Source organism: Mycobacterium sp. E796, assembly GCF_001672815.1.
In the GTDB taxonomy this organism is placed as follows: domain Bacteria; phylum Actinomycetota; class Actinomycetes; order Mycobacteriales; family Mycobacteriaceae; genus Mycobacterium.
Genome location: NZ_LZKK01000311.1, coordinates 1 through 16,802, shown reverse-complemented (window position 1 = coordinate 16,802; position 16,802 = coordinate 1). Strand labels below are relative to the sequence as shown.

General features: G+C 66.5%; 12 protein-coding genes and 1 pseudogene. 8 read left to right on the top strand and 5 right to left on the bottom strand.

The genetic code is table 11. The annotated features are described in order from the left end of the window. The first annotated feature begins 75 nt into the window (after positions 1 to 75). Positions 76 to 1,719, top strand: a complete 1,644-nt coding sequence (locus A5706_RS24640) for a (2,3-dihydroxybenzoyl)adenylate synthase (RefSeq protein ID WP_068136643.1) — start codon at positions 76 to 78, stop codon at positions 1,717 to 1,719. On the opposite strand, the gene A5706_RS24635 is transcribed toward A5706_RS24640, so the two are convergent. Both A5706_RS24635 and A5706_RS24630 read right to left on the bottom strand, forming a co-directional pair. Then, positions 1,716 to 2,732, bottom strand: a complete 1,017-nt coding sequence (locus A5706_RS24635; RefSeq protein ID WP_068136640.1) for an acyl-ACP desaturase — start codon at positions 2,730 to 2,732, stop codon at positions 1,716 to 1,718. The genes A5706_RS24640 and A5706_RS24635 overlap by 4 nt on opposite strands. 168 nt (positions 2,733 to 2,900) lie before the next feature. Next, a complete protein-coding gene (locus A5706_RS24630) occupies positions 2,901 to 4,253 on the bottom strand; it encodes a salicylate synthase (protein ID WP_068136638.1) in 1,353 nt (450 codons plus the stop codon). A gap of 379 nt (positions 4,254 to 4,632) precedes the next feature. Here A5706_RS24630 and A5706_RS24625 point away from each other — a divergent pair, with 379 nt between their 5' ends. The 3 genes from A5706_RS24625 (at position 4,633) to A5706_RS24615 (ending at position 9,617) form a co-directional block, all read left to right on the top strand. Continuing rightward, positions 4,633 to 5,871 carry a sodium-dependent bicarbonate transport family permease gene (locus A5706_RS24625; protein ID WP_068136634.1) on the top strand — a complete coding sequence of 413 codons (1,239 nt, stop codon included), beginning with the start codon at positions 4,633 to 4,635 and terminating at the stop codon, positions 5,869 to 5,871. 231 nt (positions 5,872 to 6,102) lie between these two features. Beyond that, positions 6,103 to 7,347 (top strand): sodium-dependent bicarbonate transport family permease, encoded by a 1,245-nt coding sequence (locus tag A5706_RS24620; RefSeq protein WP_068136631.1) that lies wholly within the window; start codon positions 6,103 to 6,105, stop codon positions 7,345 to 7,347. A gap of 425 nt (positions 7,348 to 7,772) precedes the next feature. Next, positions 7,773 to 9,617 (top strand): SulP family inorganic anion transporter, encoded by a 1,845-nt coding sequence (locus A5706_RS24615; RefSeq protein ID WP_082964601.1) that lies wholly within the window; start codon positions 7,773 to 7,775, stop codon positions 9,615 to 9,617. Positions 9,618 to 9,641: 24 nt separating this feature from the next. Here the strand turns inward: A5706_RS24615 and hemW are convergent, their stop codons facing one another. Continuing rightward, positions 9,642 to 10,814 (bottom strand): radical SAM family heme chaperone HemW, encoded by a 1,173-nt coding sequence (hemW, locus tag A5706_RS24610; protein ID WP_068136735.1) that lies wholly within the window; start codon positions 10,812 to 10,814, stop codon positions 9,642 to 9,644. 422 nt (positions 10,815 to 11,236) lie between these two features. On the opposite strand from hemW, the gene A5706_RS24605 reads away from it, so the two are divergent. The 3 genes from A5706_RS24605 to A5706_RS24595 are packed head-to-tail and all read left to right on the top strand — an operon-like array spanning position 11,237 to position 14,369. Then, the gene (locus A5706_RS24605; protein ID WP_068136624.1) at positions 11,237 to 12,916 is read left to right on the top strand and encodes a nitrite/sulfite reductase; all 1,680 of its coding nucleotides are present in this window, start codon (positions 11,237 to 11,239) and stop codon (positions 12,914 to 12,916) included. Next, positions 12,916 to 13,659 carry a phosphoadenylyl-sulfate reductase gene (locus A5706_RS24600; protein WP_068136723.1) on the top strand — a complete coding sequence of 248 codons (744 nt, stop codon included), beginning with the start codon at positions 12,916 to 12,918 and terminating at the stop codon, positions 13,657 to 13,659. Before A5706_RS24605 ends, A5706_RS24600 begins: the two co-directional genes overlap by 1 nt. Next, positions 13,638 to 14,369 (top strand): sirohydrochlorin chelatase, encoded by a 732-nt coding sequence (locus A5706_RS24595; RefSeq protein ID WP_068136621.1) that lies wholly within the window; start codon positions 13,638 to 13,640, stop codon positions 14,367 to 14,369. Before A5706_RS24600 ends, A5706_RS24595 begins: the two co-directional genes overlap by 22 nt. 35 nt (positions 14,370 to 14,404) lie before the next feature. On the opposite strand, the gene A5706_RS24590 is transcribed toward A5706_RS24595, so the two are convergent. Further along, complete coding sequence (locus A5706_RS24590; protein WP_068136617.1) at positions 14,405 to 14,593, bottom strand: hypothetical protein; 189 nt, start codon at positions 14,591 to 14,593, stop codon at positions 14,405 to 14,407. A gap of 116 nt (positions 14,594 to 14,709) precedes the next feature. On the opposite strand from A5706_RS24590, the gene A5706_RS24585 reads away from it, so the two are divergent. Then, positions 14,710 to 16,641: a gamma-glutamyltransferase family protein gene (locus tag A5706_RS24585; protein ID WP_369831953.1), complete on the top strand. Its 1,932-nt coding sequence runs from the start codon at positions 14,710 to 14,712 to the stop codon at positions 16,639 to 16,641. Between the two features lie 6 nt (positions 16,642 to 16,647). On the opposite strand, the pseudogene A5706_RS33235 reads toward A5706_RS24585, so the two are convergent. After that, positions 16,648 to 16,802: pseudogene (locus tag A5706_RS33235) on the bottom strand (sulfate ABC transporter ATP-binding protein); the annotation flags it as partial.

Sequence of the window (16,802 nt, the reverse complement as noted above, 5' to 3'; positions counted from 1 at the left end):
CCTAAGTTATTGGTTTGGTTACCCTATCCTCATCCCTGGCGCCGCCGCTACCACCCCCCGAGCTCGAGGAGACCGATGGTCCCGAACCTCACGCGACCATCGGCGGGCCTAGAGGGATTCGTGCCGTTCCCGGCCGGCCGGGCCGAGTCGTATCGCGCGGCGGGCTACTGGACGGGACGCGCCCTGGACACGATCCTCACCGACGCGGCGCGCCGCTGGCCGAACCGGACCGCGGTCGTCGACGCGAGGGCCGACGCCGGATACAGCTACGCGGACCTCGACGAGCGGGCCACCCGCGCCGCAATCGGGCTGCGCACGCTGGGCGTTGCGCCCGGTGACCGGGTCCTGCTGCAGCTGCCGAACGGCCGCGAATTCGCCGCGGCGCTGTTCGGGCTGCTGCGGGCCGGCGCGATCCCGGTGATGTGTCTGCCCGGCCACCGGGCCGCCGAATTGGGCCACTTCGCGACCGTCAGCGACGCGACGGCCCTCGTGATACCCGATGCCGCAAACGGGTTCGACTACCGGGCGATGGCGGGTGAGCTCGTCGATACTCACCCGGCGCTCAAGCATGTGATCGTCGTCGGCGACCCGGGGAAGTTCACGGGGTGGACGCAGCTGTGCGAACAACGCACCGTCGATCCGCCGTCCCCGCCGGCCGACCCGGGAATGCCTGCGCTGCTGCTGGTTTCGGGCGGTACCACCGGCACCCCCAAGCTGATCCCGCGCACCCACGACGACTACGTGTTCAACGCAACGGCCAGCGCCGAGGTCTGCCGGCTGACGGCGGACGACGTTTATCTCGCGGTGCTGCCCGCGGGCCACAACTTTCCGCTGGCCTGTCCCGGCCTGCTGGGCGCCATGTCCGTCGGCGCCACGACGGTGTTCGGCGCCGATCCCAGTCCGGAGGCCGCCTTTGCGGCCATCGCGCGCCACCGCGTGACCGTGACGGCCCTGGTGCCGGCGCTGGCCAAGCTGTGGGCCCAGGCCTGTGAGTGGGAGCCGGTGACGCCGAAGTCATTGCGGCTCTTACAGATTGGCGGGGCGAGGCTGGAGCCGGCGGACGCCCGCCTGGTGCGCGCCTCGCTGACGCCGGGCGTGCAGCAGGTGTTCGGGATGGCCGAGGGGCTGCTCTGCTACACCCGCCCGGACGATCCGCCGGAAATCGTCGAGAACACCCAGGGCCGGCCGCTGTGTGCCGCCGACGAGTTGCGCATCGTCGACGGCGCCGGCCTGTCGGTGGCGCCCGGCGAAGAGGGTGAGCTGCTGGTGCGCGGGCCCTACACACTCAACGGCTACTTCCGCGCCGAACGCGACAACGAGCGCTGCTTCGATCCCGATGGCTTCTACCGCAGCGGTGATCTCGTCCGCCGCAGGGACGACGGCTACCTGGTGGTCACCGGCCGGATCAAGGACGTGATCTGCCGCGCCGGCGAAACGATCGCGGCGGCCGAACTCGAAGAGCACATGCTGAGCCATCCCGCGATCCGTTCGGCCGCGGCCGTGCCGCTCCCGGATCCGTACCTTGGCGAGAAGATCTGCGCGGCGGTCGTTTTCGCAGGGGAACCGTTGACCCTCGCCGAGCTCAACGCCCACCTCGACGGGCGCGGCGTGGCCGCCCACGCCCGGCCCGACGTGCTGGTCGCGCTGGCGGCGCTGCCCACGACGCCGATCGGCAAGGTCGACAAGAAGGCGATCGCGCGAGCGAACGACCACGGCTAGCGCCCGCTAAGCGTCAGCGTCCCTTCGGTTTTGAGGACTTTGTCAGCGGTGATCCGTTCGGTCTTGCGGGCCTCCCGCTCGAGGTAGCGCTGCTTGGATTCGTCGAATTTGTCGCTGGCCACTTCGAGTTCCTTGACCAGCACCCCGAGATCGTCGCGCATCCGCGCCGCCTCGCCGGTGAAGTCATCGCGTTCGAAGATGCGCCATTTCTTCAGCACCGGCATGACCACCTCGTCGAGATGAATGCGCGGGTCGTAGACGCCGCCGACCGCGATGATCACGGCCTTGCGCCGAAACTCCGGCACGGTGAACCCGGGCATCTTGAAGTTGCGCAGGATCCGGTGCACCGAGCGCATCGCCTGGTTGGGCGCGATGTCCAGACCCGCGGCGCTGACGTCCCGGTAGAAGATCATGTGCAGGTTCTCGTCGTGCGACACCTGGGCCATCAGCTGTTCCGCGATGGTGTCGTTGGCGACTTTGCCCGTGTTGCGATGCGCAACGCGGGTGGCCAACTCCTGAAAAGACACATACATCACCGAGTCGAACAGGCTGTCAGCGAACATGTCGCCCTGGTGGTTCTGGCCGGGGCTGAACCCTCGAGTCATTTGCTCCAACCGTAGCTTCTCCAGCTCGACCGGATCGACCGCGCGCGTGACCACGAGGTAGTCGCGCAACGCGGTGCTGTGCCTGTTCTCCTCGGCGGTCCAGCGGTTCACCCACTGCCCCCACGGGCCGTCCATGGTGAAGTTCATCGCGATCTCGCGGTGATATGACGGCAGATTGTCCTCGGTCAGCAGGTTTTGCACTATCGCGACCTGTGCCACGTCGGACAGCCGGCTCTGCCCCGGCTCCCAGTCCTGGCCGTCCAGCGCGTAGAAGTTCTTGCCATCCGACCACGGGATGTAGTCGTGCGGGTTCCATTCCTTGAACAGCGAAAGGTGGCGGTCGAGCAATTTTTCGACCACGGGTTCTAGCTCGCGAAGTAGCTGCAAGTTGGTCAAGCCGTCGGACACGGAGCCCTCCCAGTTATGTGTTGCGATCAGTAACACTGAATTTACTGTGTCATGCAGTAACACCAAGATGACACGCCGGGGAAAAGGCGAAATAGGGCCAAAGGTCCCATGGCTGGGAGAGCCGCGACACACCGAGGAAGGGGGGCCGCGGGACAGCGGCCTCGGAGGTTATTGCCGGGGAATCAGGTAAGGCGCGAGCGTGGACAGCTTTTCGCAGGTCTCTTCGAACTCGCGCTCCGGCTCCGACTCTTCGATGATGCCCGCGCCGGCGCGCAACCAGGTCTTGCCGTCGCATTCGTAGGCCGCGCGCAGCGTCAGCGCCGCATCCAGGCCGCCGTCCGCCGAAACCATCACCACGGCACCGGAATAGAGGCCGCGCGGTCCTTCGTCGAGGCGCAGGATGGCCTCGACGCCGGCCGCCTTCGGGATGCCCGACGCCGTGACGGCCGGAAAGAGCGCCTCCAGCGCGTCCATCCGGTCCCTCGATGCGTCCAGGCGGGCGCAGACCGTCGAGCCGAGGTGCTGCACGCTCCCCCGCTCCCGCACGGTCATGAAGTCGCTGACGACCGAGGTCCCGGGCTCGGCGATCTCGGACATCTCCTGTAGCGAGCTGCGCACCGAAATGGCGTGCTCGACAATCTCTTTGGAGTTCGACTCCAATTCGTCGCGGGCCTGACGATCATGCGCCGCGCCCCGACCGAGCGCGCGCGTCCCGGCCAGCGGCTCGGTCACCACCGTCCCGTCGTGGTGAACGGCCGCCACGAGCTCGGGGCTGTAACCCACGGCGCGCATGCCGCCGAGCCGCAACAAGAAGGACCTCACCGGCGTGTTGTGCCGGCGGCCCAGCCGGTAGGTGGCCGGAAAGTCAAGCGGGAAAGGCACTTCGACGCAGCGCGACAGGATCACCTTGTGGTACTCGCCGTCGGCGATCTCGCGGACGGCCGCCGCCACGCGGGCGCGGTAGCCGGAGGGGTCGTCGCTCCAGTCAATGGTGCGGGCGGCCGGCATGCCGGCGACGCCGTCGATCAACAAGCGGCGCACCGCCTCGCCGTGCGCGACGTCCGCGCCGTGCAGGTGAACGCCCTCCTCGCTCACCACGATGCGGGTGCGCGGCCAAAACAGCCGCGCCAACGGCGTCTGCGGCGCCAGTCGCTGCTGCAGCCCGTAGCGGTAGACGCCGAATTCAAAGGCGACCCAGCCGAAGAGCTGCTCGGTTTCGAGCAGCAGCCGGTCGATGGCTTCACCCAGCACGGGCCCGGGCCGTCCGGACCAGTGTTGCCGCTGGGTGGTGCCGTCGCGGATCACCCGCAGCTCGTCGCTGTCCAGCTCGACCATCGCCCGCACACCGCTGGCCAGGACCCATTGTCCGTTGCGCTCGTAGAGGAGGTATTGCTCGCCCGAGCGCTCGGGCAGCGCGGCGGCCAGCTGGGCCGCGAGGTCGGCCGGATCGATGCCGGGAGGCAACGGAATCAGCGGTGACGCGGAGCCGGCGGGATTCGTCTCGACGCTGAGCTCGGTCACGGTTAGTAAATGTAGCCTAACCTATCTAAGGCTGCGCAACCCCTCCCTTGGCCGGCGCGGACCCGTCGAATCCACCGGGCTCACGCCCCCGCCGAGACACCGCCACGCCCATGCACACAGTCAATCCCCAGAAAAGTCACAGAGGACTCACGCCAAGTGGGCTTTACCTGTCCCTACCAGCACCGCTGTGACCTCCGATTTTGGCGGCCCCCGATATTGCGTCACAGCGATGTTAAATGCGGGTTTTTCGGGCGATATCCGAGTGGCGGGCCCCCGACGGCGGGGCTAAATTCTTGCACGATCATCGGGATGTTCGTGGTGACCCCCTCGCGGATGGTGCTTTTTCCCTGGTCACCGGATCACTGAAGAGAGGCACCAAATGCTGCAGGAGTTCTGGCACAACTTCACCCACAACCTGTTCAAGCCGCTGCTGCTGTTCTTTTACTTCGGCTTCCTCATCCCAATCCTGAAGGTGCGGTTCGAGTTCCCGTACGTGATCTACCAAGGCTTGACGATGTACCTGCTGCTGGCCATCGGTTGGCACGGCGGTGAGGAGCTCGCCAAGATCAAGCCCGACGAGATCGGCACCATCACGGGCTTCTTGGTCCTGGGCTTCGTGTTGAACTTCGTGATCGGGGGGTTGGCCTACCTGCTCCTGGGGCGCATGAGTTCGATGCGACGAATCGACAAGGCCACGGTCGCAGGCTATTACGGGTCGGACTCGGCGGGAACGTTTGCCACCTGCGTGGCCGTGCTGACGGCCATCGGCATGGCGTTCAACGCCTACATGCCGGTCATGTTGGCCGTCATGGAGATTCCGGGCTGCCTGGTCGCGCTGTATCTGGTGGCACGGCTGCGCCACCGCGGCCTGAGCGAAGCCGGTTACATGCCCGACGAGCCCGGCTACGTCGCGCCGGTCAAGGTCGGGATCGGGCCCGGCACCGCGGCGCGACCGCCGCACGGCCAGAGCCTCGCGGCCGAAAACGAGCGGGGGGTCGAGCAGGAGCTCGAGCTCTCGATGGAGAAGCTGGAGCACCCGAACTGGGAGCCCGATCAAAGCCCGGCCTTGGGCAAGCCCAAGCGGATGCCGATCTTCTCACGTGAGTTGCTGCAGGAAGTGTTCCTCAACCCCGGGCTCGTGCTTCTGATGGGCGGCATCCTCATCGGCCTCATCAGTGGGCTGCAGGGACAGAAGGTCGTCGCCGACGACGACAAGTTCTTCGTCTTGGCATTCCAAGGCGTGCTGTGCCTTTTCCTGCTCGAGATGGGCATGACGGCGTCACGCAAGCTGAAGGACCTGCGATCGGCCGGCCTCGGTTTCATCTTCTTCGGGCTGCTTGCCCCAAACATCTTTGCCCCGCTTGGGATCTTGGTCGCGCACAGCTATGCCTACCTCACCCACAGCGAGTTCAAGCCGGGGACCTACGTGCTGTTCGCGGTGCTGTGTGGCGCGGCGTCCTACATCGCCGTTCCGGCGGTGCAGCGCCTGGCAATCCCGGAGGCGAGCCCGACGCTGCCGCTGGCCGCATCGCTGGGTTTGACGTTCTCCTACAACGTCACCATCGGAATCCCGCTCTACATCGAGATCAACCGCCTGGTCGGGCACTGGTTCACGTAAAGCCTGGACGAAGGCCGATGGCCCCCAACGCCATTGGCCGGCGTCGCGTCTAACCCGGTGCGACGGGCGGGACGTTTGTGTCCCCCGGTTACGCGTTGTTAACGATTCGTAAAGACAGCTTCACTCCGTTGACTCGAGTCCTGTGAGTCCCCAAGGTACTAATGGTGTTCGTGGACTCCCCGGCGTTGGACGCTGCCCGCGGCACCGCCGTATTGACCGTCGGAGGCGCTAATGCTTCATGAGTTCTGGGAGAACTTCACCCACAATCTCTTCAAGCCGCTACTGCTGTTCTTCTACTTCGGATTCCTGATCCCAATCATGAAGGTGCGGTTCGAGTTTCCGTATGTGATCTATCAGGGTCTGACCATGTATCTGCTGGTGTCGATCGGCTGGCAGGGGGGCGAAGAACTCGCCAAGATCCAGCCGGCCGACATCGACAACATCGCCGGCTTCGCGTTGATGGGCTTCGCGTTGAACTTCCTCATCGGAGTTCTGGCGTACGTGGTGCTGAAATACACGACCCATCTGCGCCGAGTCGACCGCGCGACGGTCGCCGGCTACTACGGTTCGGATTCGGCCGGAACCTTCGCCACGTGTGTCGCCGTCTTGTCCGGCGTGGGTATCGCATTCAACGCCTACATGCCGGTTCTGTTGGCCATCATGGAGATTCCGGGCTGCCTGGTGGCGCTGTACCTGGTGATGCGGCTGCGCCACCGGGGTCTCAACGATTCGGGCTACATGCCCGACGAGCCCGGCTACGTCGCACCGGTAACCGTCGGGGTCGGTCCCGGAACCGCCGCGCGGCCCCTGCCCGGCGAGAGCCTCAGCGCCGAGGGCCAGCGAGGCGTCGAGCAGGAGCTGGAACTCTCGCTGGAAAAGCTGGAGCATCCGAACTGGGAACCCGACGACAGGCCGGCCCGTGGGAAGGCCAAGAGGATGCCGATCTTCTCTAGGGAGCTGATGCAGGAGGTGTTCCTCAATCCCGGGCTCATCCTCCTGATCGGCGGCATCGTCATCGGCTTCGTCAGCGCACTACAGGGGCAGAAGGTCGTTCACGACCAGAACGAGCTCTTCGTCGCCGCGTTCCAGGGTGTGCTGTGCCTGTTCCTACTCGAGATGGGCATGACGGCGTCCCGTAAGTTGCACGACCTCAAGCTTGCCGGCCGCGGTTTCATCGCCTTTGGCCTGTTGGCGCCCAACTTGTTTGCGGCCCTGGGGATTCTGGCCGCCTACACCTACGCCGACCTCACCGACACCCACTTCCAGCCCGGCACGTACGTGCTGTTCGCGGTGCTGTGCGGCGCGGCGTCCTACATCACTGTGCCGGCGGTGCAGCGGCTGGCAATCCCCGAGGCCAGCCCGACGCTGCCGCTGGCCGCTTCTCTGGGTTTGACGTTCTCATACAACGTCACCATCGGGATCCCGCTCTACATCGAGTTCAATCGCCTAGTCGCGCACTGGTTCCCGGGCGTCTGACGAACGTCGTCTCGCAATCCCGCTCGAGTCGAGATCGCCCGCCTGGTCTCGCACTGGTACCGATCTCCGGGGAGCTAAGAACGGATTTAGCGCGAGACAGGATCCGCCACCGCGTGAGGAGCAGCCTGTCTCGCGGCGAGTGAGGTGTCTGTGCGCGCCAAACGACACAGGGCCCGATGCGGGCCGACCCAACGCCCTGATGACGCCAGGCAGGCCGAAGGTTCGACACCCCAAGGCGGACTGGATGTTTCCGAGATGTTTCCAACCTTGCACAGCGCGCGTCGATCGTTCGTAAAAGTGATGTCAATTGTTCGTAAAGACCGGTTAACTGAGGCCGTCACGGATGCCGCGGGGAGGAAACTGCATGAGTTCCATATGAATTCGGCCCACAAACCGTTCGAGCCGTTGTCGAGAGGGCGCCCACTGTGCTACGAGCCACAACCGTTCCGGCAGCCGTTCCGACCGGAAAGCCCCGCAACGGCCTGGCGGGTCTCAAACACTGGCGCTACGACCTTCGCTCGGGTCTCACGGTGGCGATGATCTCGCTTCCGTTCTCGATGGGAATCGCAATCACCTCGGGTGCGCCGCCGGTCTGCGGGATCATGTCGGCGATCATCGCCGGGTTCATCCTGCCGGTGTTGGGTGGCTCGTATGTGACCATCAGCGGCCCAGCCGCGGGACTGGCGCCGACCCTGTTCGCCGGCATGATCACCCTGGGACAGGCCCGCCTCGGGCACGGCGCCCCGACATCTGATCTGCTGGCCGTGGGTTACCCCCTGATCCTGGTCGCGATCGCCATCGCTGGCGTGATTCAGGTGATCCTTGCCAAGTTGAAGGTGGCGCGCCTGAGCGCTATCTTCCCGGCCGCGGCCATCCACGGCATGCTGACGGCGATCGGCCTGATGATCATCGTGAGGCAGATTCCTCACTTCATGGGAGTGAAGTTCGAGGCCCACGAATTCTTGACGGTCCTGGAGGAAGTGCCCAGCCACCTCTCGTCGATGAGCGGCAAGTGCTTCGCCCTTGGAGTTGGTTGCGTGGTGGCGCTCTTTGTGCTGTCGGCCCTACCCCTGCGGCTGCTGAAGATCATGCCGGCGCCCGTCTGGGTGTTCGTCGGCGGCACGGTGGTCAGCACATTCATCCTGAAGCTCGATAGTTCCAAGCTCATCAACGTGCCCGATTCGCTGTTTCACGGGATCGTCTTCCCCCACTTCGCCGAGGCATTCAGCACCCCCGCACTGCTGATGCCCTTGGCATACCTGGTTCTCACCCTGATCTTGATCGACGCGACCGAGTCCCTGGCAACGATCGCTGCCGTGGACAATATCGACCCATATCGCCGCCGCTCCGATCCGGACAAGACCTTGCTGGCGATGGGCGCGTCCAACGGCGTCTCCAGCCTGCTCGGTGGACTGACGATCATCCCCGGCATGGTGAAGAGCACGGCGAACATCATGGCCGGCGGCCGGACCCAATGGGCGAACTTCTACAACGCCTGCTTCCTACTGGCGTTCGTGCTGCTCGGCCGTGAGGTGATCAACATGGTCCCGAAGGCAGTCCTGGGCGCCATCCTGGTATTCATCGGCTACAAGCTTTGTAAGCCTGCGCTGTGGCTCAAGATGGCGCGGATCGGGACGGAGCAGTTCGTCGTCTTCGTCACCACAGTGCTCGTGACCGTGACGACGGACCTGCTGGTGGGCATCGTCACCGGCATCGTCCTGGAGTTGGTACTGAACCTGTGGTACGTGGGCCTCTGGCACAGCCTGAACAGCGCGTCGGAATGCGCCAAGCCGAATTTCGGCGTGCGTTTCCTCAGTCTCTTCCGCAATCCGGTGTCCAAACGAGAAGTCGATGAAGACACCTACCACCTGTACCTGGATGGTCCCCTGGTGTGTTTCAACCTGTTCCACATGATTCGGGAGCTGGGACAGCTTCCGCACGGCACACGGACGGTGTATCTCCACTTGAGTTCCCGGGTGCCTCTTGTCGATCACACTACGGGTGAGTCTCTCCGTTATTACCTGGACGAGTTCAGCGGGCAGGACCAGAGTCCGAGGCTGGTGATCGAAGGCTGGGATCACATGCGGTCCCTGTCCAAACACGAAACGAGCACGCGGATCGCCATAGCCGCCGTCGAGAAGGTCGCCTCCGCAGATATCAAAAAGGTCGCCCTCACAGAGATCGAGAAGGTCGCCATCATCGATCTCGAGAAGGTGGCCGCGATGGATAGAGCCGAACAAGAGCTGAGGGTCGCTCAGGCCACGGATTGACGGCGGTTCTCGGGCGCCTGACGACTATCCCAGCACAGTACGCACCACCGCGTCGGCGAGCAGCCGGCCGCGCGGGGTGAGCACCAGGTTGTCGCCCTCGGATACCAGCAACCCGTCCGCGACGGAGGTTTCGGCGCGTTCGCGTTCTGCTGCGCCCAACCGATCCAGCGGAAGCCCTTGGCGCAGACGGGTTTTCAGTAGCACCTCCTCGGTGTGCAACGCGTCACCGTCCAAGTGCTCGAAACCGGCCACCGGCAGTTCGCCGCCGGCCAGCTTCTCCGCATAGGCATTGGGGTGCTTGACATTCCACCAGCGCGTCGCACCGACATACCCGTGCGCACCCGGCCCTGCGCCCCACCACTGGCCGCCGTCCCAGTAACCGAGGTTGTGCCGGCATTCACCGCCCGGTCGGCACCAGTTGGACACCTCGTACCAGGACAGCCCCGCCTCGGACAGTCGGGCGTCGACCAATTCGTAGCGGTGCGCCAGCACGTCGTCATCGGGGGCGGCCAGCTCCCCGCGCCGGACCCGCCGCGCCAGCGCCGTGCCCTCCTCCACGACCAGCGCATAGGCGGAGACGTGGTCGACGCCGGTGTCGATCGCGGTGTCGACGGAGCGCAGCAGGTCGTCGTCGGACTCTCCCGGCGTCCCATAGATCAGGTCGAGGCTGACGTGTTCGAAGCCCTCGGCTAACGCCTCGCGGGCCGCGGCCGCCGAACGGTTCGGCGTGTGTATCCGGTCGAGGACGCCGAGCACCCGCGGAGACACCGACTGCATGCCGAGCGACACCCGGGTAAACCCGGCGGCGCGGACGGCCGCGAAAAAGTCGGGCCACGCCGACTCCGGGTTGGCCTCGGTGGTGATCTCGGCGTCCGGCGCGAGGGCAAAGTGCTCACGCACCATGTCCAGCAGCTTGGCCACGCGCGCGCCGCCCAGCAGCGAAGGGGTGCCCCCGCCGACGAACACCGTGCTGACGGTCGGTCCGTCCAACCGTGCGGCCGCCAGCCGCAGCTCCGTTCCCAGTGCCTGCAGCCAGGCGTCCGGGTTGACGCCGCCCAGCTCGGCCGGGGTGTAGGTGTTGAAGTCGCAGTATCCGCAGCGGGTAATGCAGAACGGGACGTGGATGTACAACCCGAACGGGTGCCCGGGATTCGGCCGCAGGGCGGGCAGGTCAACCGGGGCCTCGGGAAAGGGCATGCCGAATTTTCCCACGACGACCGCTCCCGCCGTCGAGCCAGACGATCGGGGCAGGTCACACGGGGTGAGGCAGGCTCGATCGGGGGGAGCCGATCCCAGGTGATTCGCGGCTGCGTCTGCCCGAGCCGCCAGGGTCGCGTCCTACTTTGGGTCAGCGTGAGGAAAAATATGACCTGATAGCAAAGCTTGCCGCGGTCCATGGCAGAATGGCTGCCGTGACCGTCGCCAATCGCAGCTTGCGTATCGCCCTCGTGGCCCGGCGGCACATCGATCTCAAGCGCGTATGCAGCTGTTGTTGTTGCTGTCTGCCTTGATGCCGTAGACCCGCCCCACCTGTACTCAGCTGGCTGCCGGATCTGCGCAGCCGAAATAAAAGCGGTGTGCTGCGCGTCCAAGCCTGCGATGTTCGCGAAGGAGACCCGATGACCACAGCCCGTCCGGCCAGGGCCCAAAACAAGGCCCGGAGTGAGGGCCAGTGGGCGTTAGGCGATCGCGAGCCGCTGAATCCGAACGAAGAGATGAAGCAGGCCGGCGCCCCGCTCGACGTGCGCGAACGCATCGAAAACGTTTACGCCAAGGACGGATTCGACAGCATCGATAAGTCCGATCTGCGGGGCCGCTTTCGCTGGTGGGGCCTCTACACGCAGCGCGAGCAGGGTTACGACGGGTCGTTCACCGGCGACGAGAACGCCGACTTGCTCGAGGCCAAGTACTTCATGATGCGGGTGCGCTGCGACGGCGGGGCCCTCTCGACGGCCGCGCTGCGCACGGTGGGCCAGATCTCGACCGAATTCGGCCGGGACACCGCGGACATCTCCGACCGGCAGAACGTGCAGATGCACTGGATCGAGGTGGAAAACGTCCCCGATATCTGGCGACGGCTGGCCGAGGTCGGCCTGCAGACCGCCGAGGCGTGTGGTGACTGCCCGCGCGTGATCCTGGGCTCGCCCCTGGCCGGCGAGTCCCTCGACGAGGTGCTCGACCCCAGCTGGGCGATCGACGAGATCGTGCGCCGCTACATCGGCAAGCCCGACTTCGCCGACCTGCCCCGCAAGTACAAGACCGCCATCTCCGGCCTGCAGGACGTCGTGCACGAGATCAACGACATCGCGTTCGTCGGCGTCAACCATCCCGAGCACGGTCCCGGCCTGGACCTGTGGGTGGGCGGCGGCCTGTCGACGAACCCGATGCTGGCCCAGCGGGTCGGCGCCTGGGTTCCGCTGGACGAGGTGCCCGAGGTGTGGGCCGCGGTGACCTCGATCTTCCGCGACTACGGCTATCGGCGGCTGCGGGCCAAGGCCCGGCTGAAGTTCCTGATCAAGGACTGGGGCATCGAAAAGTTCCGGGAAGTCCTCGAGACCGAATACCTCAAGCGCCCGCTGATCGACGGCCCCGCCCCCGAGCCGGTCCCGCATCCGATCGATCACGTCGGAGTGCAGCGGCTCAAGAACGGGCTCAACGCCGTCGGGCTCGCCCCGATCGCCGGGCGTGTGTCGGGCACCATCCTCTCGGCCGTGGCCGACCTGGCCGAGCGGGCCGGTTCGGACCGCATCCGGTTCACCCCGTATCAGAAGCTGATCGTCCTCGACGTGCCCGACGAGAAGCTCGATGACCTGATCGCCGGCGCGGAGGCGCTGGGGCTTCAATCGCGCCCGTCGCGTTGGCGCCGAAATCTCATGGCGTGCACCGGGATCGAGTTCTGTAAGTTGTCGTTCGCCGAAACCCGTGGGCGCGCACAGGGTTTGGTGCCCGAGCTGGAGCGTCGGCTGGAGGACCTCAACGCCGCGCTGGACGTGCCGATCACGGTCAACATCAACGGTTGCCCGAACTCGTGCGCGCGGATTCAAGTCGCCGACATCGGCTTCAAGGGTCAGATGGTCGACGACGGCCACGGCGGCTCGGTCGAGGGGTTCCAGGTGCACCTGGGCGGAAGCCTCGGCCTGGACAGCGGATTCGGCCGAAAACTGCGGCAGCACAAGGTCACCAGCGACGAGCTGGGCGACTACATCGAGCGAGTGGTACGCAACTTTATCAAGCACCGAAGCGACGGTGAACGATTCGCGCAGTGGGTCGTTCGCGCCGAGGAAGGCGACTTGCGATGATCTCAGAAATGACGACGAGGCCGACGGAAGCTCAACTGCGCGAGTTGGCTGCCCGCGGCGCCGCCGAACTCGAGGGCGCCAGCGCCACCGAGCTGCTGCGTTGGACCGACGAGAACTTCGGCGGAATCAACGGGCCGCGCGGCTGGGCGACGTGCAACTACGTCGTGGCGTCCAGCATGCAGGAGGCCGTGCTCATCGATCTGGCCGCCAAGGTGCGTCCGGGCGTGCCGGTGATGTTCCTGGACACCGGCTACCACTTCGTGGAGACCATCGGTACCCGGGACGCCATCGAATCCGTCTACGACATCCGGGTGGTCAACGTCACGCCCGAGCACACCGTGGCCGAGCAGGACAGGCTGATGGGCAAGGACCTGTTCGCGCGCGACCCGGGCGAGTGCTGCCGGCTGCGGAAGGTCGCCCCGTTGGGCAAGGCGCTGCGCGGCTACTCAGCGTGGGTGACCGGGCTGCGCCGCAGCGACGCACCGACGCGCGCCAACGCCCCGGTGATCAGCTTCGACGAGGGATACAAGCTGGTGAAGATCAACCCGCTGGCCACGTGGACCGACGACGACATGCAGAATTACATCGACGAGAACGACGTGCTGGTCAATCCCCTTGTCTACGAAGGCTATCCGTCGATCGGTTGCGCCCCGTGCACGGCCAAGCCGATCGACGAGGCCGACCCGCGCAGCGGCCGCTGGCAAGGCCATGCCAAGACGGAATGCGGGCTGCACGCGTCGTGACCAGCCTCGTGCTCACCGCGCACGGAAGCGAGGATCCACGCTCGGCCGCCAACGCGCGGGCCGTCGCCCGTCGGGTGGCGCGCATGCGGCCCGGCCTGGATGTGCGGCTTGCCTTCTGCGAGCTGAACACGCCCGGCCTGGTCGACGTGCTGGGCGACTGCGGGGACGCCGTCGTCACCCCGCTGTTGTTGGCGAACGCCTACCACGCCAAGGTCGACATTCCCCGCCAGATCGCCCGGTCCGGTGTCGATGCCGCCCAAGCCGACGTGCTCGGCGAGGATCCCCGCCTGATCTCGCTGCTGCGCCGGCGCGTGACGGAGTTGGGCGTCTCCCGGCACGACGAGCGGGTCGGCGTGCTCGTGGCGGCGATCGGGTCGTCCGACCCCATGGCAAACGCCCGGACTCGACAGGTGGCGTCCCGTCTGCTGGTGGGCACGAGCTGGGCGGGTGCGACGACGGCCTTGGTGACCCGTCCGCAACCGTCGCTGCCCGAGGCCGCCGGCCGACTGCGGCGACAGGGGGCCCGGCGGGTGGTCATCGCGCCATGGTTCCTGGCGCCGGGACGGCTGCCGGACCGGGTGCGGAGGTTCGCCGACTACGCCGGCCTCGAGTTGGCGGCCCCGTTGGGCGCGCACCCGTTGGTGGCCGAGACGGTGTTGGATCGCTTTGACCAGGCACGCAAGGCTCGGACGCGCCGCGTCGCCGCCTAAGACTCGAGTCGACCGATCACGCTGACTCGCCAACGTCACGACAGCAGCGCTCTACGGCCGGCGCGCTCCGCGAAGGCGTCTAGCGCGCCAAGAACTTCGGGCGCGTGCCAGGCCCGATTACGGGCCTGATCGGTGAACTCGACGATTATGTTGGCCTCAGCAAGCGGGTCCAAGTATCGGTAGACGTTGCTGATCGCGATGTTCAGTTGACCGCTTTTTATCATCACTTAGATCGCTAAGTGATAATAAGACCTTGCGTTGCTATCAGTTTCGCCGCGCCGGCGCGCATCGCGGAGGGCCGAATTGGTCCAGTAAACTTCGTGCCTTGAACACCCGCTCGATCGGAGCATTGCTGGGCGCGCTTTTGGTGGTGCTGGCCGGGTGTAGCGCAAAGCATCCGGCCGCGCCCACCGCGGCGGGCCCGTGTGAGATCGTGCCCAACGGCACGCCCGTTTCGCAAAAGCCTTCGGCGCCTTCGGCTTCGGCGGGCACCGCGGCAAATCCCGAGAACGCGACCGGATACCGCCGCGACATGACCGTCGTGCGAACGGATCACTTCGCGGTGGCCACCGCCAACCCGCTGTCCACCCAGGCGGCGTGCCGGGTGCTGCGCGACGGCGGCACGGCCGCCGACGCGATGGTGGTCGCCCAGGCGGTCCTGGGTTTGGTCGAACCGCAGTCGTCGGGGCTCGGCGGCGGTGGCTTCGCACTCTATTATGACGCCCGCGCCGGTTCCGTTCAGGCCTACGACGGCCGCGAGACCGCGCCGGCGGCGGCGGGCGAGAACTACCTGCGCTGGGTCAGCGACGCCGATCACACCGCGCCCATTCCCGACGCGCGAGCCTCCGGACGGTCGATCGGGGTCCCGGGCATTCCGCGAATGCTCGAGCTCGCGCACGACGACCACGGCCACCTGCCCTGGCGTGATCTCTTCGCCCCCGCGACGGCGTTGGCGGACAACGGATTCGACATCAGCCCCCGGATGGCCGCCGCCATCGCCGACTCGGCGGCAGCACTGCGCGTCGACCCGCAGGCCCGCGCATATTTCCTCAACCCGGACGGCAGCCCCAAGGCGGCGGGCACGCGGCTGACGAACCCGGCGTACGCAAAAACCTTGTCCGCCATCGCCTCCGCGGGTGCCAACGCCTTCTACACCGGCGACATCGCGCACGACATCGTCGCGGCGGCGGACACCTCGGAGGGCCGCACGCCGAGCCTGATGACCAACCAGGACCTGGCGAGCTACGTTGCCAAGAGGCGCGACCCGTTGTGCATGACGTATCGCGGCCGGCAGATCTGCGGCATGCCCGCGCCGTCGTCGGGCGGCGTCGCGGTGGCCGCCACGCTGGGCATCCTCGAGCACTTCCCGATGGGCGACTACCCGCCCGCCAACGTCGACCTCAACGGCGGTCGCCCGAGCGTGATGGGCGTCCACCTCGTCTCCGAAGCCGAGCGGCTGGCCTACGCCGACCGCGACAAGTACGTCGCCGACCCCGATTTCGTCGGGATGCCCGGCGGTGCCCTCAGCGCGCTGATCGACCCCGGCTATCTGGCCGGACGCGCTGCGCTGATCTCAACGCAGCGCAGCATGGGCAGCGCCAGGCCCGGAGACTTCGGCGCGCCCACCGGCGTCGCACCGCCGGGGACGGAGCACGGCACCAGCCACGTCAGCGTCATCGATTCCTACGGCAACGCGGCCGCGTTCACCACGACCGTCGAATCGACGTTCGGTTCGTTCCACATGGTCGACGGGTTCGTCCTGAACAACCAGCTCACCGATTTCGCCGCCGACCCCCGGGCGGCCGACGGTTCGCCGGTGGCCAACCGCGTGCAGCCCGGCAAGCGGCCGCGAAGCTCGATGGCGCCGACGCTGGTATTCGACGCCTCACCAAGTGGGCAGGGCGCACGGGGTGCGTTGTACGCGGTGGCGGGGTCGCCGGGCGGTTCGACCATCATCCAGTTCGTCGTGAAAGCGCTTGTGGCGATGCTTGATTGGGGCCTGGACCCGCAGCAGGCGGTGTCGCTGGTCGACTTCGGTGCGCAAAACTCACCGCAGACGAACGTCGGCGGCGAGGATCCCGAGATCAACGCCTCCGACAACGGCGACCACGACCCGTTGGTGGCTGGCCTGCGCGCGATGGGACATCAGGTCAACCTGGCCGACCAGTCCAGCGGGCTTTCGGCGATCACCCGAAGCGCTCAGAGCACCGGGCAGTGGACCGGGGGCGCCGACCCGCGCCGCGAGGGTGCGGTCATGGGCGACAACGGATAACGCGGCTCAGGCCGACGTCAGCGTGCTCTGATCCTCGTCCGCGTCTCCGACTCCGCCACGGGTGATCACGACGTCGCTCGGCAGGGGCGGCACGCGGGTGGCGCGCACGTAGACGGTGTCGCCGTCGCGCAGGGCCAGGGCCTCGGCGTCGCCGCGGGTGA